The organism is Saccharopolyspora rhizosphaerae (assembly GCF_003931915.1).
GTDB classification, from domain to species: Bacteria; Actinomycetota; Actinomycetes; order Mycobacteriales; family Pseudonocardiaceae; genus Saccharopolyspora; species Saccharopolyspora rhizosphaerae.
Genome location: NZ_RSAA01000014.1, coordinates 190,673 through 209,304, shown reverse-complemented (window position 1 = coordinate 209,304; position 18,632 = coordinate 190,673). Strand labels below are relative to the sequence as shown.

The 18,632-nt window shown below is 73.2% G+C and carries 15 protein-coding genes; 13 read left to right on the top strand and 2 right to left on the bottom strand.

The features are described 5' to 3' along the window. The first annotated feature begins 20 nt into the window (after positions 1–20). Positions 21–2,039: a putative cobaltochelatase gene (locus EIL87_RS14020; RefSeq protein WP_125090960.1), complete on the top strand. Its 2,019-nt coding sequence runs from the start codon at positions 21–23 to the stop codon at positions 2,037–2,039. 783 nt (positions 2,040–2,822) lie between these two features. On the opposite strand, the gene EIL87_RS14015 is transcribed toward EIL87_RS14020, so the two are convergent. Next, a complete protein-coding gene (locus tag EIL87_RS14015) occupies positions 2,823–3,983 on the bottom strand; it encodes an MFS transporter (protein ID WP_125090959.1) in 1,161 nt (386 codons plus the stop codon). A gap of 122 nt (positions 3,984–4,105) precedes the next feature. On the opposite strand from EIL87_RS14015, the gene cobO reads away from it, so the two are divergent. The 9 genes from cobO (at position 4,106) to EIL87_RS13970 (ending at position 13,952) form a co-directional block, all read left to right on the top strand. Next, positions 4,106–4,720, top strand: a complete 615-nt coding sequence (gene cobO, locus EIL87_RS14010; RefSeq protein WP_125090958.1) for a cob(I)yrinic acid a,c-diamide adenosyltransferase — start codon at positions 4,106–4,108, stop codon at positions 4,718–4,720. Beyond that, entirely contained in the window at positions 4,714–6,084 is a 1,371-nt protein-coding gene (locus EIL87_RS14005) for a cobyrinate a,c-diamide synthase (RefSeq protein WP_233576234.1), read from the top strand. The genes cobO and EIL87_RS14005 overlap by 7 nt, the downstream gene beginning before the upstream one ends. Further along, the gene (gene cobI / locus EIL87_RS14000) at positions 6,081–6,818 is read left to right on the top strand and encodes a precorrin-2 C(20)-methyltransferase (RefSeq protein WP_125090957.1); all 738 of its coding nucleotides are present in this window, start codon (positions 6,081–6,083) and stop codon (positions 6,816–6,818) included. The genes EIL87_RS14005 and cobI overlap by 4 nt, the downstream gene beginning before the upstream one ends. Then, positions 6,812–8,023, top strand: a complete 1,212-nt coding sequence (gene cobM, locus EIL87_RS13995; protein ID WP_125090956.1) for a precorrin-4 C(11)-methyltransferase — start codon at positions 6,812–6,814, stop codon at positions 8,021–8,023. Before cobI ends, cobM begins: the two co-directional genes overlap by 7 nt. Further along, a complete protein-coding gene (locus tag EIL87_RS13990; RefSeq protein ID WP_125090955.1) occupies positions 8,007–9,170 on the top strand; it encodes a cobalt-precorrin-5B (C(1))-methyltransferase in 1,164 nt (387 codons plus the stop codon). The genes cobM and EIL87_RS13990 overlap by 17 nt, the downstream gene beginning before the upstream one ends. After that, complete coding sequence (gene cbiE / locus EIL87_RS13985) at positions 9,155–10,354, top strand: precorrin-6y C5,15-methyltransferase (decarboxylating) subunit CbiE (protein ID WP_125090954.1); 1,200 nt, start codon at positions 9,155–9,157, stop codon at positions 10,352–10,354. The genes EIL87_RS13990 and cbiE overlap by 16 nt, the downstream gene beginning before the upstream one ends. 121 nt (positions 10,355–10,475) lie before the next feature. Next, a complete protein-coding gene (gene cobJ, locus EIL87_RS13980; protein WP_125090953.1) occupies positions 10,476–12,230 on the top strand; it encodes a precorrin-3B C(17)-methyltransferase in 1,755 nt (584 codons plus the stop codon). Then, a complete protein-coding gene (locus EIL87_RS13975) occupies positions 12,220–12,402 on the top strand; it encodes a DUF362 domain-containing protein (protein ID WP_125090952.1) in 183 nt (60 codons plus the stop codon). Before cobJ ends, EIL87_RS13975 begins: the two co-directional genes overlap by 11 nt. A gap of 125 nt (positions 12,403–12,527) precedes the next feature. Then, positions 12,528–13,952: an aminotransferase class I/II-fold pyridoxal phosphate-dependent enzyme gene (locus EIL87_RS13970; protein WP_125091121.1), complete on the top strand. Its 1,425-nt coding sequence runs from the start codon at positions 12,528–12,530 to the stop codon at positions 13,950–13,952. A 222-nt stretch (positions 13,953–14,174) separates the two neighbouring features. Here EIL87_RS13970 and EIL87_RS13965 read toward each other — a convergent pair whose 3' ends face one another. Next, positions 14,175–15,062, bottom strand: coding sequence for a DMT family transporter (locus tag EIL87_RS13965; RefSeq protein WP_125090951.1), 888 nt, complete (start codon positions 15,060–15,062; stop codon positions 14,175–14,177). A gap of 91 nt (positions 15,063–15,153) precedes the next feature. Between EIL87_RS13965 and EIL87_RS13960 the strand changes: the two genes are divergently transcribed. The 3 genes from EIL87_RS13960 (at position 15,154) to EIL87_RS13950 (ending at position 18,543) form a co-directional block, all read left to right on the top strand. Further along, positions 15,154–16,008 carry a LysR substrate-binding domain-containing protein gene (locus EIL87_RS13960; RefSeq protein ID WP_125090950.1) on the top strand — a complete coding sequence of 285 codons (855 nt, stop codon included), beginning with the start codon at positions 15,154–15,156 and terminating at the stop codon, positions 16,006–16,008. A gap of 118 nt (positions 16,009–16,126) precedes the next feature. Continuing rightward, on the top strand, positions 16,127–17,920 hold the full coding sequence (locus EIL87_RS13955) for a sensor histidine kinase (protein ID WP_125090949.1): 1,794 nt from the start codon (positions 16,127–16,129) through the stop codon (positions 17,918–17,920). Further along, a complete protein-coding gene (locus EIL87_RS13950) occupies positions 17,905–18,543 on the top strand; it encodes a response regulator transcription factor (RefSeq protein ID WP_125090948.1) in 639 nt (212 codons plus the stop codon). The genes EIL87_RS13955 and EIL87_RS13950 overlap by 16 nt, the downstream gene beginning before the upstream one ends. The last annotated feature ends 89 nt before the right edge of the window (positions 18,544–18,632 follow it).

The window sequence follows — 18,632 nt, the reverse complement described above, 5'->3', positions numbered from 1 at the left end:
CGAGGAAGGAACACGCCGGCATGTCCGCTGCCCCTCGCTTCCCCTTCTCCGCCGTGGTCGGTCACGACGACCTGCGGCTCGCGCTGCTGCTCAACGCGGTGCACCCGCGCGTCGGCGGTGTCCTGGTGCGCGGTGAGAAGGGCACGGCGAAGTCGACCGTGGTGCGGGCGCTCGCCTCGCTGCTCCCCGCGCTGGACGTCGTCGACGGGTGCCGCTTCGGCTGCGACCCCGCCGCGCCCGACGCCCAGTGCCCCGACGCGCCGCACGGTGACACCGCCACCCGGCGGCCCGCGCAGCTCGTCGAGCTGCCCGTCGGTGCAACCGAGGACCGGCTCATCGGGTCGCTCGACCTCGAACGCGCCCTGACCGAAGGCGTGCGCGCCTTCCAGCCCGGACTGCTCGCCGGAGCCCATCGCGGTGTGCTCTACGTCGACGAGGTCAACCTGCTGCACGACCACCTCGTGGACCTGCTGCTCGACGCCGCGGCCATGGGGCGCGCGCACGTGGAGCGCGACGGCGTCTCCGTGTCCCACGCCGCGTCGTTCCTGCTGGTCGGCACCATGAACCCGGAAGAGGGCGAACTCCGGCCGCAGCTGCTGGACCGCTTCGGCCTCACCGTGCAAGTCGCCGCCAGCCGCGACGTCGCCACCCGCACCGAGGTCATCCGCCGCCGGCTCGCCTTCGAGGCCGACCCCGAAGGGTTCGCAGCCCAGTGGGCCGATGCCGACGCCGAACTCGCCGAGCACATCCGCGCTGCTCGCGACCGCGTCGACGCCGTCGTGCTCCCCGGTTCCGAGCTGCGCCGGATCTCCGCGCTGTGCGCGGCCTTCGACGTCGACGGCATGCGCGCCGACCTCGTGCTCGCGCGCACCGCCGTCGCCCACGCCGCGTGGCGCGGAGCCGACGCCGTCGCCGAGGAGGACGTCGAAGCCGCGGCCCGGCTCGCCCTGCCGCACCGCCGTCGCCGCGACCCGTTCGACGAGCCCGGCATGGCCGAAGACCAGCTGCAGCAGGCCCTCTCCGACGCCGCGGAACAAGCCGAGGACCAGCCGCCCGAAGACCCCGACGACGACCCCGACGGCGGACCGGACGGCGGGCCCGGAGGGGGCGGCGAACCCCAGGACGAGCCCACCGGACCCACCGGCGGCGGAGGCGGGGAGCAGGACCAGCCCAGCGGCGGGGACTCCGAACGCGCCCCCGTCGGCGCCGGTCCGTCCTTCCGCGCGCGGCTGCTGGAAGTCCCCGGCCTCGGCGAAGGTGCACCCGGGCGCCGCTCCCGCGCCCGCTCCCGCAGCGGTCGCACCACCCGCGCCACGACCACCGGCGGCCACGGCCTGCACGTCACCGCCACCCTCGCCGCCGCCGCGCCCCACCAGGCCGTGCGCGGCCGCACCGGACCCGGGCTGGTGCTGCGCAACGAGGACGTGCGCAGGTCCCTGCGCGAAGGCCGCGAGGGCAACCTCGTGCTCTTCGCCGTCGACGCCTCCGGCTCCATGGCCGCCCGCGACCGGATGAACGCCGTCAGCGGTGCTGTCCTGTCGCTGCTGCGCGATGCCTACCAGCGCCGCGACAAGGTCGGCGTGATCACCTTCCGCGGGAACGCGGCCGAAGTCGCGCTGCCGCCCACCTCGTCGGTCGACATCGCCGCGGCGCGGCTCCGCCGGCTGCGCACCGGCGGCCGCACCCCGCTCGCCGACGGCCTGCTGCGCACCAAGCAGGTCATCCAGACCGAGAGCACCCGCGACCCGCAGCGCAGGCCGCTCGTCGTGCTGCTCACCGACGGCAAGGCCACCGTCGGCGTCCAGGGCTCCGGCACCAAGCAGGCCGTCGACGACGCGGTGCGCGCCGCCGGTGTCCTCGCGAGCACCGGAACCGCCTCGGTCGTCGTCGACTGCGAGAACGGTCCGGTCCAGCTCGGACTCGCGAACCAGCTGGCCACCGCCCTGGGCGGGCCCAGCCTCAAGCTCGAAGAGCTCTCCGCCGAACACGTCGCCGGCGTGGTGCGCGCAGTCAGCGGTGGCAGCGGTCTGGCGGCGTAGTCTCGTTTTGGTCACGACATGCAACCCGGTCAGTACCGACCCATCGGTCGGATTGGTACGGTGACCACCAGTCCACCTGACCCCCAGGGGTGGACCTCCGAAGTGCCCCGCGCTCCCAGCGACCCCCAGGCCGGTTGAGCGCGGGGCTCTTTTTCGGGGTGTCCCTGGTCGCCTCGCTGGGCGGCGCGGGTGGCGGAACCTCAGCGGCCCTCTGGAACCGAGCGCCACTCCTGATGTGGCCCCAAGAACACGGCGTCGCGGCGCCCGGCCCCAGAAGACCCGCTGAGAACCCGCGGCGGTGCCGGATTCTGGGGTGGTGGAAAGCCCGTTGTCGGGGGCTTTCGCGGTCCGCTGGGTTCCGGTGAGGTGGCCGACCTGAGCCGCTCCGGGAACGGCACAGGCACCCGTTTCATCGGCACCCGCGTCACGCAGGTCCCCTCGGACTTCTCGCGCTCTCGTTGAGCATCGCTTGCACCCAGTGCTTCTGCCCCTGCGCCAGCCACCCACAGGGTTCCCGCGCCTGGCCGCTCATGGGGCCTTGCGGCGGTGCTGGTGTCGCAGGGGGTCGCGTACTTGGTGGCGTGATCGGGAGGTTGACCGATCATGGTGCTGCGTTTCGCTGACGACAAGCGCTTTCCTGCGCTGAGCAGCAGGAAGGCTGGCTCCGCCACGAGTTTCAGAGCGGGCGGGTGGCGAGCGAGGTGGTTCACCGCCTCAGCACCCGGCAGCGCCGCTCTTGTTCCACCGCACCGCTGGTCGATGGGACCGGGGTGGTGCTCCTGGTCAGGCCGGGGTGGGTTGGGTGTGGTGGTAGCGGTTCCTGGTGTAGGTAGCGGTGGCCACCAGGGGGATGGCCACTGCTCCTGCCGTGGCGAAGAGGACCGCGTAGTTGCCGCTGTCCGCCAGGGGGCCTGCTGCTGCGGAGGCCGCTGCGCTGCCGAGGAAGAGGGCGCAGGCGAAGAGGGCCACGGCCGTTCCTCTCGCTTCCGGGGCGACCGACGTGGCCCAGGCTTGCAGCGAGGAGTGCATGAACGACCAGCCGCCGCCCAGCAGGAGGGCCGTGATGATCACCGTGGCGAGGTTCGTGTCCAGGGTGACCAGGCCGTAGCCGACGATCATCTGAGTGCCGCCGATGGCGATCAGGCGGGAGACCGGGAGCGCGCCGTTGATGGCCTTGACCAGCCGGGAGAACACGAGCACCCCGACGCCGTAGGCGCCGGTCGCCAGGCCTGCGACGGCGACGTCCATGCCCTCGTTGACCAGGGCCGACGCCAGGAACGTCATGGTTCCGAGCAGGACAGCGCCCTCCACGAAGACCAGGCCGAACACCAGCAGAGCCCAGCGGTTGCGGAGCACGCCGCCGATGTGCGAGCCGACGCCGCCGGTCACCGCCGCCCGGGCCGGTTCGGCGAGTCCGCCCAGCAGCACGGCGCAGACCGCCGCGCACAGGGCGGGGACCGCGAAGACCACGCGCCAGTCCAGCCAGTGGGCCAGCACGCCGCCGACCGCCGTGGCCATCGCCGTGCCGAGCGCCTGGGCCGCCATCAGGTCCGACAGCGCGCTCTGGCGGTGCTGGTGCGTCACCGTGTCGCCGACGTAGGTCAAGGTCGTGGGGACCACGGCGCCCATGAAGGCGCCGGCGAGCACCCGAGCCGCGATCAGCACCGCGAGCGACGGGGCGAACGTGGAGATCAAACCGGTCGCGGCCGCGGCCAGCAGTGCCGCGCGCATGACCGGGATCCGGCCGAAGCGGTCGGAGAGCAGGCCCCACACCGGCTGCGAGAGGCCGTAGGCCAGGAAGTACCCGCTGGCGACGGTGACCGCCGAGGCGATCGGGACGTTCATGCTCAACGCGATCAACACCAGCATCGGGGTCACGGCGAACCGGTCGAAACTGCTGATGAACGAGGACGCGGCGAGCACCAGCGGAGGTCTGGTGGGCATGCGGATGCTCCTTGTTCTGAGACGCCCGTCCATCTTCACGCCTCGAACGCCGCGCGCCGCGGTGAAGTTGGCCACCCGGTGCGGGGCCGTGCCCAGGGAATGATCCCGGTTAGGGTCGGCACATGCCTCAGGGACAGCCTTCCACCGTGCCAGCCGACGGACTGACCACCCGCCAGCGCCGCAACCGACCTCTCGTCGTGGTGCACACCGGTGAGATGAAGGGCAAGTCCACCGCCGCGTTCGGCCTCGCGCTGCGCGGCTGGAACCAGGGCTGGTCCATCGGGGTCTTCCAGTTCGTCAAGTCCGCCAAGTGGAGAGTCGGCGAGGAGTCCGCGTTCCGGGCGCTCGGCCGCCTCCACGACGAGACCGGCGAGGGCGGCCCCGTCGAGTGGCACAAGATGGGCGAGGGCTGGTCCTGGACCCGCAAGAAGGGCACCGAGGAGGACCACGCCGCAGCCGCGCTCGAAGGCTGGCAGGAGATCGCCCGCCGCCTCGACGAGCAGCGCCACGGCCTCTACGTCCTCGACGAGTTCACCTACCCGCTGCACTGGGGCTGGGTCGACGTCGACGAGGTCGTCGCCAAGCTCCGCGAGCGCGACGGTCACCAGCACGTCGTCATCACCGGCCGGTACGCGCCGCAGGCGCTGATCGACGCCGCCGACCTCGTGATGGAGACCGGCAAGGTCAAGCACCCCATGGACTCCGGGCAGAAGGGTCAGAAGGGCATCGAGTGGTAGGCACGACCCAGTCACCCGCACGGGTGGTCTTCGCGGCTCCGGGCTCGGGGCAGGGCAAGACCACCGCGGTGACCGGCCTGCTCGGTGCGCTGCGCAGGCGTGGCGATCGCGTCGCTCCCTTCAAGGTCGGACCCGACTACATCGACCCCGGCTACCACCGGATCGCCGCCGGGCGGACCGCGCGCAACCTGGACCCGGTGCTGGTCGGTGCCGACCGCATCGCGCCACTGCTGCACCACGGATCGGCCGGTGCCGACATCTCCGTGGTGGAAGGCGTGATGGGCCTGTTCGACGGCCGCATCGGCGCCGACGAGGAGGTCGCGTTCGGCTCCACCGCGCACGTCGCGCAGCTCCTCGACGCGCCGGTCGTGCTCGTCGTCGACGCCAAGGGCCAGAGCCACAGCCTCGCCGCGCTGCTGCACGGGTTCCGCAGCTACCGACCGCAGGTCCGGGTCGCCGGAGTGCTGCTCAACCGCGTCGGCTCGGAGCGCCACGAGGACGTGCTGCGCTCGGCGGCCGAGGACGCGGGCCTCCCCGTGCTGGGGGCGGTCCCGCGCACCGACGACCTCGAAGTGCCCTCGCGGCACCTCGGCCTGGTCACCGCCGTCGAGCACGGAGCCGACGCGCTGCGCGCCGTGGAGGCGATGACCGACGTGGTCGAGCGCTCCGTGGACCTCGACGCCGTCGCCGCGCTCGCCCGCAGCGCGGGCGAGCTGCCGGGCCCCGCGTGGGACCCGGCGGCGGAAGTGACCCCGCAGGGCAAGCCGGTCGTGGCCGTGGCCGGTGGGCACGCGTTCAGCTTCGGCTACGCCGAGCACGTCGAACTCCTCGAAACCGCGGGGGCGGAGGTCGTCCTCGTCGACCCGCTGCGCGACGAGCGGCTGCCGGAGCGCACGGCCGGGCTGGTGCTGCCGGGCGGGTTCCCCGAGCAGCACGCCACGGCGCTGTCGGCGAACACCGCGCTGCGCTCCGAGATCCGCGCCTTCGCCGCTTCCGGCGCTCCGGTGCACGCCGAGTGCGGTGGTCTGCTCTACCTCGGTGAGGAGCTCGACGGTGAGCCCATGTGCGGAGCGCTGCCGGTGCGCGCGGCCATGGCCCCGCGGCTGGTCCTGGGCTACCGCGACGCCGTGGCCGCGACCGAGTCCCCGCTGTTCGCCGAGGGGACCCGCATCAGCGGCCACGAGTTCCACCGCACCGCGACCGACCCCGGCCACGGCGACGCCCCGGCCTGGTTCTGGCGCGGTCCCGCCGGTGCGCACCGCGAAGGGTTCGTCCGCGGCGGCGTGCACGCCTCCTACCTGCACACCCACCCGGCCGGCCACCCCGGCTCGGTCGAACGATTCGTCATGAGGTGCCTGCGATGAGACTCGTCGGAGTCGGGGTCGGACCCGGCGATCCGGAGATGCTGACCTTGGCCGCGCTGCGTGAGATCCGCGACGCCGACACCGTCTACGTGCCGGTCCTCGCCCCCGACGAGCAGGGGCGCGCGGAGGCGATCGTGCGCTCCCACCTGGGCGGGGATGAGCGGGTGCGGCGCCTGGTGTTCGCGCTCGCCGACCCGGTCGACGGCCCGCAGGAACGCCGCCGCAGGCACTGGGACGACGCGGCCGAGACCGTGGCGGAGCGGCTGCGTGATCAGGGCGGCACGGTGGTCTTCGCCACCTTGGGCGACCCCGCCGTCTACTCCACCTTCAGCTATCTGGCAGCGGCGGTCGCGGAGCTGTTGCCCGAGGTCGAGATCGCGACGGTGCCCGGGATCACCGCGATGCAGGCGACCGCGTCCCAAGCCGGCATCGCGCTCACCGAGGGCTCGGAGCAACTCACCGTGATGCCGGTGCTGCGGGACGTCACCGCGCTGCGGGCGGCGTTGCAGGCACGGGGTACGGTCGTTGCCTACAAAGGCGGGCGACGCCTGGGTGAGCTGCGCGACGCGATCGGCGAGAGCGGGGCTCTCGGCCGCTCGGTCTACGCCGAGCACCTGGGCACGCCGGATGCGCGGGTGCTACCGCTTGCCGAAGTGTCCGATGTGGACGATGCGCCTTACTTGTCGACAGTGGTAGTGCTGCCACCCCGAGGCGGAAGAGGAGAGCAATGGTGACTGGCCGGATCTCGTTCATCGGCGCCGGACCCGGCGCGGCCGACCTGATCACGGTCCGCGGCGCCAAGCGAATCGCCGAAGCCGACATCGTGGTCTGGGCCGCCAGCCTGGTGACGCCGGAGTGCGTGCAGGAGCACGCGCGGGCCGACGCCGAGCTCGTCGATTCCTCCCGGCTCACCCACGAGCAGGCGGTGGAGATCTACCGCCGTGCCGAGCGCGACAAGCTCAAGGTCGCCCGCGTGCACTCCGGCGACCCGTCGCTGTGGGGCGCGGTCCAGGAGCAGTACGACGCCGCGGTCCGGATGAACGTCGAGGTCGAGATCGTGCCCGGCGTGGCCGCTTTCTCCGCCGCCGCGGCGGCGGTCGGCCGCGAGCTCACCGTCCCCGAGGTCGCCCAGTCCCTGGTGCTGACCCGCCTGGAGGGCGGCAAGACGCCGATGCCCGACGGCGAGAAGGTGCGCGAGTTCGCCAAGCACGGCACCACGATGGCGCTGTTCCTCTCCGCCGCGCGCACCGGCCAGCTGGTCGAGGAGCTGCGGGCAGGCGGCTACCCGGACGACACCCCGGTGCTGGTGGCCTACAAGGTGACCTGGCCGGACGAACTGCTGGTGCGCAGCACGCTCGGCGAGCTCGAAGCCGACTGCAAGAAGCACAAGCTGTGGCGGCACACGCTGTTCATCATCGGCAAGGGCCTCACCGCTGGCGGCACGCGCTCGCACCTGTACCACGCGGGCCACTTCCACACCTACCGCAAGGCCGACAAGGAGGCCCGTCGCGCGCTGCGCGCCGAGCGCTCGAGCCGGCGCACCGAGACGCCGCGCGAGCAGCCCGAGGAGCCCGACGCGACCAAGCTCAAGGAGTCCGACGCGGCGTGGTGGGCCGTGCGGGACTGGCAGGAGTCCGCGCGCGGCGCGGCCCGCTTCGGCGCCAGCCGCAGCATCCCGATCCACCAGGCCGACGAGTCGCAGTCGCAGCTGTTCTCCGCCGAGGAGGCGGCTGAGCCGGAGCCGGAAGCCGTTGCGCCGCAGCAGGAGTCGACCACCACGGCGACCCGCACTGCTGCCAAGACCGGGACCGCGCGCAAGTCGGGCGGTGCGGCGAAGTCCGGGTCAACCAAGCGCAAGGCCCCGGCCAAGCCGGCGGCGAAGTCCAAGCAGCCAGCCAAGCGCAAGCCCGCGGCGAAGCCGGATGAGCAGTCAGAGTGATCCGCAGCCGCCGCTGCGCGAGCCGGACCTCCCGCGCACCGCGAAGGTCCGGCCCAAGGCGCTGCGCACCGGGTTCACCACCGGCGCGTGCTCCGCGGCGGCAGCACGCGCAGCGGCCGAGTTCCTGGTCACCGGCGAGATCCCGGCCACAGTCGACATCGACTTCCCGGACGGCGTGCGACGCCGGTTCGCGGTCGACTCCGGCAGCGCCGACCCGCCCACGGCGGTCGTGGTCAAGGACGCCGGCGACGACCCGGACGTCACGCACGGCGCGCGGCTGACGGTCAGCGTCACGCCGCGCGGGGACGGCGAGGTCGTGCTGCACGGTGGTGAAGGCGTCGGCACCGTGACCAAGCCCGGGCTGGGCCTGGAGGTCGGCGGTCCGGCGATCAACCCGGTGCCGCGGCAGATGATCGGCGAGACGGTGCGCGAGGTGCTCGGCGAGCGCGGCGCGGACGTCACGATCACCGTGCCCGGCGGCGAGAAGATGGCCCGCAAGACCACCAACCGGCGGCTGGGCATCTACGGCGGCATCTCGATCCTCGGCACGACCGGCATCGTCCGGCCGTTCTCCACGGCCTCGTGGCGCTCCAGCGTGGAGCAGGCGGTGTCGGTGCTCGCCGCGCAGCAGGGCCGGGTGGCCGTGCTGTCCACCGGCGGGCGCACCGAGCGGGTCGCGATGCGGTTGCTGCCCGACGAGCCCGAGGTGGCGTTCATCGAGGTCGGTGACTTCACCGGCGCCGCGGTGCGCCGGGCCGTCGAGCACGGGCTGGACGAACTCGTGTTCGTCGGCATGATCGGCAAGCTCACGAAGCTCGCCTCCGGCGTGGTCATGACCCACTACACCCGGTCCAAGGTGGACACCGAGCTGCTGGCGCGGCTGACCGCCGAGTTCGGCGGCACGGAGCAGGACGTCGCCGACGTCGCCGAGGCCGCCACCGCCCGCCGCGCCTACGAGGTCTGGCAGCGAGGTGAACACTTCTCGGCGTGTGCGCACCGGTTGTGCGAGCTCGTGGCAGCAGTATTGGAGCGGTTCAGCGAGGAGTGCGGTCGCAGGCTGCGTGTCCGGGTCGCCATGGTCGACTTCGAGGGTGAGCACGTGGTCGCGGCCACCGAGGCGAGGTGGGTGACGTGGCAGTCACGGTGATCGGGGTGGACGGGGCGACTCTGCCACCTGGTGGTGCCGAGGCGATGGAGCAGGCGCGGCTGGTCGTGGGCGGCAAGCGCCACCTCGACGCGCACGCGCCGGCCCACGCGAAACGGCTGGAGCTCGGCCCGCTGGAACCGGCGCTCAACGCGCTGTCCTCGTTGTCCGGTGACGAGCGGGGCGTCGTGCTGGCCTCGGGCGATCCGGGCTTCTTCGGTGCGGTGCGCGCGCTGCGGGAGCGCGGCCTGAGGTGCACGGTGCTGCCGGCGACCTCCAGCGTGCAGCGCCTGATGGCGCGGGCCGGGCGATCCTGGGACGACGTCGTGGTGGTCAGCGCCCACGGGCGCGACCTGGCGGCGGCGATCAACGTGTGCCGTGCCCGGTCGGCGGTGGCGGTGCTGACCGCGCCGAAGTCCGGGCCTGCGCAGATCGCCTCCGGCCTGGCCGGGTGGCGCCGCACCATGATCGTCGCCGAGGACCTGGGTGGGCCGAACGAGTCGGTGGTGACCATCGACCCGGCGGACGCGGCCAAGCGCACCTGGTTCGAGCCCAACGTGGTGCTGTGCCTGGCCGACGTCGACGAGGTGCCGCAGCGCGGCTGGATCGCCGGTGGCGAGCCGATCCCGCCCGCCACCGGGTGGGCGCTGTCGGAGGACGAGTTCTCGCACCGGGACGGCATGATCACCAAGGCCGAGGTGCGCGCGGTGGCGCTGGCCCGGCTCGCCCCGCGTCCCGGCACGCTGGTGTGGGACGTCGGCGCGGGTTCCGGTTCGGTGGCGGTGGAGTGCGCCCGGCTGGGCGCGGCGACCATCGCGATCGAGTCCGACGAGACCCAGGTGGTCCGGATGGTCACCAACGCGGCCGGGCACGGCGTGGACGTGCGCATCGAGGAGGGCAAAGCCCCGCAGGCGCTGCGCGAGCTCCCGCGGCCGGACGCGATCTTCGTGGGCGGCGGCGGCAACGAGGTCGTCACCGCCTGCGCCCACGCGGGGGCCTCCCGCGTGGTGGTCGCCCTGGCGGCGCTGGACAGGGTGGGCCCGACCCGCGAGACGTTGCGCTCGGCGGGTTACGAGGTCGAGGGCGTCCAGCTCGCGGCCTCGCGCTTGGCGGAACTGCCGGACGGCTCCTCGCGCCTGGAGGCGGCCAACCCGGTGGTCCTCGTCTCGGGCCGCAAGAAGGACTGAGCGCGTCCCGGTCCGAAGTGGAACCAGGGGCGGTACTGGGACGAACCGCCCACGCCCCGGGGTGTCGTAGGGTGTTTTCATCCTTTCCGGGGACCTGACGACGACGAGTAGGGGAGTAGCAGTGATCGGTCTGTTCGCGGTGACCGCGGCGGGACGGCGGGCGGCCGCCGAACTCGCCGGACGGCTGGGGCCGGAAGCCCTGGTCGCCGATGGTCCGATCGGACCGGCCGTCCGGCGCCTCTGGGACCACCTCGACGCCGCCGTGTTCTTCCTGGCCAGCGGCGCCACGATCCGTCTCGTCGCCCCGCTGCTGCAGGACAAGCACACCGATCCGGGCATCGTCAGCGTCGACGAGGCGCAGCGCTTCGCCATCGCCCTCACCGGCGGCCACGGCGGCGGCGCGAACGCGCTGGCCGAGCAGGTCGCCGACGTCCTCGACTGCACCCCGGTGATCACCACCGCGACCGACTCGACCGGCACCACCGCGCTGGACGAGCTCGTCGACCAGCTCGACGCAGCCGTCGACGGCGACCTGCCCTCCTGCGGTGTGGCGATCCTCGACGGCGCACCGGTCCGGCTGGTCAACCCGCTCGGATTTCCGCTGCCCGCGTTGCCGGCCAACGTCTCCCCCGAGGTGGAGAACCCGGAGTGGACGGTGGTGATCGACGACCGCCGCCCGGCCGAGGACGAGGAGCGCACGCTCCGCCTCGTCCCGCGCACGCTGGTCGTGGGCGTCGGGTCCGCGCGCGGTGTCTCCCGCACCGCGGTCACCGAGACCATCGCCCGTCTCGACAGCGAGCACGGCCTGGACCCGCGCGCCATCCGCGCGTTCGCCAGCGTCGACCTCAAGGCCGACGAGGACGGGATCCTCGACGCCGTGCAGGACCTGGGCTTCTGGCACTCCCACGAGGGCGACGAGCTCTCGCTGCTGACCTACCCGGCGGAGGTGCTCTCCGGCGTGGAGGTGCCCAACCCGAGCGAGGTGGTGCGCGACGAGGTCGGCACTCCCAGCGTCGCCGAGGCCTCCGCGCTGCACGCCGCCGCCGAACTCGCCTACGGCGCACCGGTCCAGCTGATCGCCGACAAGATCAAGGGTGACAACGTCACCGTCGCCGCCGCCCGGATCAGCCCGCGCGGCAGGCTCGCGATCGTGGGCATCGGTCCCGGCGCCCCCGACCTGCGCACCCCGCGCGCCGACGCCGAGCTGCGCCGCGCGTCGGTGGTCGTCGGCCTGGACCAGTACCTCGACCAGGTCCGGCACCTGCTGCGACCCGGCACCGAGGAGCGCGCCACCGGCTTGGGCGCCGAGGAGGCCCGCGCGGCCGAGGCGGTCGAGCTGGCGCAGCAGGGCCGGGCGGTCGCGCTGATCGGCTCCGGCGATGCCGGCGTGTACGCGATGGCCAGCCCGGCGCTGGAGAAGGCCGATGTGGACATCGAGGTCGTCGGCGTCCCGGGCGTGACCGCCGCGCTGTCGGCCTCGGCGCTGCTGGGCGCTCCGCTGGGCCACGACCACGCCTTGATCAGCCTCTCGAACTTGCACACGCCGTGGGAGGTGATCGAGCGCCGGGTGCGCGCCGCCGCCGAGGGCGACCTGGTGGTGTGCTTCTACAACCCGCGTTCGGCGCAGCGCCACTGGCAGCTCGGACGTGCCCTGGAGATCCTCGCCGAGCACCGGCCGGCCACGACCCCGGTGGGCGCGGTCCGCCAGGCCAGCCGCGCGGACCAGAAGGTGTGGTGCGCTCCGATCGGCGAGTTCGACCCAGCCGACGTGGACATGTTCACCACCGTCCTGGTCGGTTCCTCGCAGTCCGCTGTGGTCGGCCACCGGATGGTCACCCCGCGCGGCTACCGCTGGATGGCGGGCGATGTCCGGTGAGCCGCTGCTGATCACCGACGCCTGCACGGCCTGCGGTGCGTGCCTGCTGACCTGCCCGGAGCACGCGTTGCGCCCGGCACCGGGCAAGCCCCGCGTCGTGACCGAGGCCTGCACGTCCTGCGGCGAGTGCGTCGAGATCTGCCCCAGGGACGCCATCGACCTCCTGCGCTGAGGACCTCGGGCTTGCGCGGCGGGTGATCGGGTGGCCAGGCTCGGGCTCGGGTGGGCACACCACCCCGCGGGGATCGCACGCTCACGAGGAGCACACGCATGGTCGGGCACCGCAGCGCAGCGGACATGTCGCCGGAGGAGTTCCGGCGGATCGGCAAGGTGGTCGTCGACTGGATCGCCGACTACCGGGCGGGGATCGAGTCGTTCCCGGTGCGGTCGCAGGTGCGGCCCGGCGAAGTGCGGGCGAAGCTGCCCGAGCACCCGCCGGAGCGGGGTGAGGACTTCGAACAGGTGCTCCGGGACCTCGACGAGGTCCTGCTGCCCGGGGTGACGCACTGGCAGCACCCGGGTTTCTTCGCCTACTTCCCGGCGAACTCGAGCGGCCCTTCCGTCCTCGGTGACCTGCTCTCCAGCGGCCTCGGCGTGCAGGGCATGGTGTGGGCGACCAGTCCCGCCTGCACCGAGCTGGAGACCGTCGTGCTCGACTGGCTGGTCGAACTCCTGGGGCTGCCGGAGCACTTCCGCACCGACGCCGTCGGCGGCGGCGTCATCCAGGACTCCGCCTCCAGCGCCGTGCTCGTCGCCTGCCTCGCCGCGCTGCAACGCACCGGCGAGGAGGTCGCGCGGCGCGGGATCACCCGCCGGCACGTCCTCTACGCCTCCGCGCACACCCACTCCTCGCTGGAGCGGGCCGCCCGGCTGTCCGGCGTCGGCGCGGACAACGTGCGGGTCGTCGACACCGATCCGGACACCCTCGCCATGGACCCCCGCCACCTCGACGAGCTCATCTCCGCCGACGTCGAAGCCGGTGCGGTGCCGACGATGGTGTGCGCGACGATTGGCACCACCTCGACCACCGCGATCGACCCGGTGCCCGAGGTCGGCGAGGTCTGCCGCCGGCACGGCGTGTGGCTGCACGTCGACGCCGCCTACGCCGGGGTGGCCGCGGTGTGCCCGGAGCTGCGCTGGATCAACGACGGCGTCGCCGAGCACGCCGACTCCTACTGCACCAACCCGCACAAGTGGCTGCTGACGAACTTCGACTGCAGCGCCCTGTGGCTGGCCGACCGGGCGCCGATGATCGAGGCGCTGTCGGTGCTGCCGGAGTACTTGCGCGACGAGGCCACCGAATCCGGTGAGGTGATCGACTACCGGGACTGGCAGGTCCCGCTCGGCCGCCGGTTCCGCGCGTTGAAGCTGTGGTCGGTGGTGCGCTGGTTCGGTGCCGAGGGCCTGCGCGAGCACATCCGCCACACCGTCGCGCTCGCCCAGGAGTTCGCCGGGTGGGTGCGCCGGGACCCGGACTTCGAGCTGCTGGAACCGCACCCGTTCTCGCTGGTCTGCTTCCGGCCGCGGTACCCCGACCTGCCGGTGGAGGAGGCCAACGAGCGCACCCACCGGGTGATGGACGCGCTCAACGACTCCGGCGACCTCCACCTCACCCACACCAAGGTCGACGGCCGGACCCTGCTGCGCCTCGCGATCGGCTCCCCGGCCACAGAACGCCGCCACGTCGAACAAGCCTGGGCCCGCATCCGCCAAGCGGTCTGACGCCGAGGACGCGGCGCCCCGCTGCTCCACGCCTCGCGGTCCCCAGGCGCCGTCGAACTTCGCGCGAACTTCGAGGGGGAACCTCGGACCTCGAATTCCGCGAAAGCTTCGAGGGGAGACTTCGATCGTCGAACTTCGCGCGACGTTCGAACGGGGCTCGGCCGGTGGTGCCTTCGGGGAGTCAGGCTGGCGTCGCTGCTCCGGGGGTGCTGGGGAAGCGACTCAGGCGGGGGTCGGGGTGCGGGCTTCGGTGCGCGTGCCGAGGACGCAGGCCGCGGCGGCGAGGGCGATGCCGAGGACCACTGCGGCCGACGGCGTCTCGCCCAGCAGCGGCCAGGCGATCACAGCGGTGCAGGGCGGCACCGCGCAGAACAGGGCGCTCGCCCGCGCTGCTCCGCCGACCGCCACCGCCCGCAGGTAGGCGCTCACGCCCAGCACCGAGCCGGTGATCACCAGCCACAGCACGGCGATGCCGGCCTGCGCCCAGTGCGTGACGTGGCCGTGCTCGAACACCGCGATCACCGCGATGACCAGCGCGGCGGCGGAGGTCTGCACGGCACCGCCGGAGCGGATGTCGATGCCCCCGCAGTAGCGCTGCTGGTACAGGCCCCCGGCGGAGAAGCCCAGCAGACCGAGCAGCGTCAGCAGGATGGCGGGGTTCCAGCTGCCCTCGGCCGCCACCTGCCCGCCCAGGGTGATCAGGACCGCGAGCACGCCGAGCACGAGGCCCAGCACCCGCGTCCGGCTCAGCTTCTCCCGCAGCAGCAGCGCCGCCAGCGCGGCGGTGAGCACGGGGTTCATCGAGATCACCAGTGCCGTGATCGAGGCGGGGACACCGGCGGCCATCCCGCCGTAGCAGCCGCCGAACTGCATCGCGTGCGTCAGCAGGCCCGCGACGGCGCTGTGCCCGACTGCGCCACCGCTCGGCCAGACCGCTCCGCCCACCAGCGCGATCACCCCGAGCGCCGCTGCCGCCAGCGCGAGGCGCACGGCGGTGAGCAGGAACGGGGACGCGGCGGCCACACCGAGCGCTCCGGTCGGGTAGCCGCTGGCCCAGAAGAACACGACGGGAGCGGCGAGCGAGAGCGGTATCGACCGCGACGTGTGCATGGTTGAAGCGTTCACCGCGCACCGCACCGGCGTCCAACAACGATAAGCGATCGCGATCGATCGTGGCGGCTGATCGGTCTACCCTGAGCGCATGAGTGCGGTGCTCGACGTCATCGCGCTGCGCAGCCTGGTGGCCGTGGCCGACTGCGGCGGTTTCCACCGGGCGGCAGCCGCGTTGTACCTGACGCAGTCGGCGATCAGCCAGCACGTGCGCAAGCTCGAGCGGGCGTTGGACCGCCGGCTGGTGGTGCGCGAGGGGCGGCAGGCGCGGTTCACCGCCGACGGCGAGCTGGTGCTCGCCGAGGCGCGCCGCATCCTCGACGTGCACGACGACGCGGTGCGCAGGCTCGGCGCCGAGGGCCGCGGCACCCTGGTGTTCGGCTCGACCGAGCACGCGGCCGACCGCTTCCTGCCGGAGCTGGCCTCCGGGATGCGCTCGGCGTTCCCGGACCGCGAGGTCCGCTTCCGCCTGGACCGCACGGCGCGGCTGGCCGACTCCGTCGAACGCGGCGGCATCGACATCGCGCTGCTCATCGACGACACCGTCTGCCGCCGCAGCCTCGACGCAGGTCAGCTGCGCCTGGAGTGGTTCTCCGCACCGGACTGGCAGCCACCTGCCGAGGACGCGCCGCTGCCGCTCGTGGTGTTCGACCAGCCTTGCACGCTGCGCAGGCACGCGATGGACGCGATGGAGGGGATGGGCCGAGCACCGGACCTGGTGTGCGAGGCGGCCGACCTCTCCGGGGTGCTCGCCGCGACCCGCGCCGGCCTCGGCGTCACGCTGCTGCCCTCGACCAAGGTGCGGCCGGCCGGGCTCCTCGAACGGCGCGACCTGCCCCGCTTGGAACCCGCCCCGCTGCGGGTGCGGGCCCGGCCTGGGCTGTCGATGGACGTCGCCGAGCTCGCGGCCAAGGTCGTCCGCACCGTGCTCGCCGAACTCGCGTGACCGGGCGGAAGGCCGTGCACCGCAGCGCTCCTCGGAACCGAGTGGTGGAGGTAGCTCCACCCCGGTTCGGGACGCAGCACGACTGTCCCGGCCGGTGGCGGCGGAAAGACTCGGTGTCATGAGGCGACGACTGGTGATCGGACCGAGCCTGCTGCTCCTGGGAGCGGCCGGGCCGCTGCTGTTCCTCGGCTACGTGGCCGGGCTGACCACGATCTCGATGGGCTTGCTCCAGCTCGGCGAGTGGCTGATCCACCGGTGCCGCGCCGTCGCGGACCTGCACCGGCGGCTGGCCCGGGACTGGAGCGGCGTGGTGGTGGAAGAGCCCTACACGCCCGCACCGCCGGAACCCCGGCCCGACGACGAGGGCTGGTACCGCTTCGACGGCACGCTCTACCGGCGGCCGTTCGCCGTCCGCTACCTGCAGCGCGTGAAGTGGATCGGCGAAGACCCGGCGACCGGGCGCGATCTCGACTTCTTCCTGCTCGACACCGTCATCGGCCCGGTGCTCGGGCTCGCGGTCGTGCTGTTCGGGCACAGCCCGCTGCGGCTGCACGGGCGTTGGGTGCGCAGCCGGCTCGGCCCGCGGAACCAGCGCGCCTGGCAGCGCTGGGCCGCGCGCGGCCTGCGCGACCTGGGGCGGCTAGCCCTGACCGGTGGGCTGGCGGTGCTGAACCTGCTGGTCGCGGTTCTGGTCCTGGTGATCTTCGTGCTCAGCCACGTGCTGTTCGTGCTGCAGCTGTGGCCGGTCGGCACGGCTTGGGCGGCGCGGGCAGCGGGCCTCGGCCGCAGGCTCGCCGGCTCCTGGTCGGGCGTGCCGGTGCCCGAGACGTACCTGCCGGTCGAGGAGCCGCAGCCCACCAGCGACGGCTTCTACCGGGTCGGCCGCTCGCTCAAGCGCACGCCCGCCGCCTCGCTGTGGCGCGCCCGCTACCGGCGGGCGATGACCGATCCGGCGACCTGGCGCGACCTGCTGTGGCTGCTCGGCGACACCCCGGTCACCGCGCTGCTGCTCGCCCCGATCGCCCTGTGCGTGTGGGTGTTCGGGACCGGCGTGTGGATCCCGCTGTGGGTCGGGGTCGGCGAGCTGCTGCTGGGCACCGGCGACCCGGTCCCGCAGATGGCCGCGCCCGCGCGCTCGCTCGCCCAAACCCCGGTCGTCGGCGTGCCGCTCGGGCTGGCCAGCGCCGTCGCTGCTCTCGCGCTGGCACCGCTGCTGCTGCGCGCGCACGGCCACTGGACCCGGCTCCTGCTGGCGCCGACCGGTCGCGCGCAGCTCGCCCAGCGGGTCCGCGACCTGGCCCGGACCAGGGCCGACGCCACCGACTCCGAGGACGCCGAGCTGCGACGCATCGAGCGCGACCTGCACGACGGCACCCAGGCGCGGCTGGTGGCCCTCGGGCTGAAGCTGTCGGCCGCCGAAGAGCTGTTCGCCCGTGACCCCGAGCGCGCGCGTCAGCTGATCGAGCAGAGCAAGACCGACTCCGGTCAGGCGCTGGCCGAGCTGCGGGTGCTGGTGCGGGGCATCCGGCCTCCGGTGCTCACCGAACGCGGTCTGGCTGACGCGGTGCGCGCGCTGGTGCTCGACCTGGACGTGCGCATCGAGGTCGAAGGCGACCTGCCCGGCCGTTGCCCGTCGGCGGTGGAGGCCGCCGCCTACTTCGCCACCCGCGAGCTGGTCACCAACGCGATCAAGCACGCCCGCGCCGACACCGTGCGCGTGCGCCTGGCCCACGACGGGGTGCTGCGGGTCTCGGTCACCGACGACGGGGTCGGCGGTGCCAACCCCGCGCGCGGCAGCGGACTGCGGGGTCTCCGCAAGCGGCTCGGTACCTTCGACGGGACGTTGGTGCTGCACAGCCCGCCCGGCGGACCGACCGAAGCGACCGTGGAGATCCCGTGCGCGTTGTCCTAGCCGAAGACCTGTTCCTGCTGCGGGACGGGCTGAGCACGCTGCTGACCGCGCACGGCTTCGAGATCGTCGCCGCGGTCGAGACCGGTCCCGAGCTGGAGCGCGCGCTGCTGGAGCTGCGCCCCGACGTCGCGGTGGTGGACGTCCGGTTGCCGCCGACCCAGACCGACGAAGGCCTGCGGGCGGCGCTGACCGCGCGCCGGGAGGTGCCCGGGCTGCCGGTGCTGGTGCTGTCCCAGCACGTCGAGCAGCTCTACGCGCGCGAACTCCTCGCTGACGGAAGCGGCGGGGTGGGGTACCTGCTCAAGGACCGGGTGTTCAACGCCGAGCAGTTCGTCGACTCCGTGCGTCGCGTCGCGGCCGGCGGGACGGTGATGGACCCCGAGGTCGTCTCGAGCCTGCTCGCGCGGCGCTCGACCCCGCTGCAGCGGCTGACCGAGCGGGAGAGCGAGGTGCTGTCGCTCATGGCGGAGGGACGGTCCAACGCCGCCATCGCGCAGCGGCTGCACGTCAGCGACGGCGCGGTGAGCAAGCACATCGCCGCGATCTTCACCAAGCTCGACCTGCCCACCACCGAGGACACCAACCGCCGAGTCCTCGCGGTCCTGGAGTACCTCAAGCGCTGAAGGGGGACCACCTCCGGCGCGACAGCGACAGTCCGTTCGACGTGGAACTGCACGTCCCCTCCCGGGCGGGGGAGACGTGCAGACCTGCG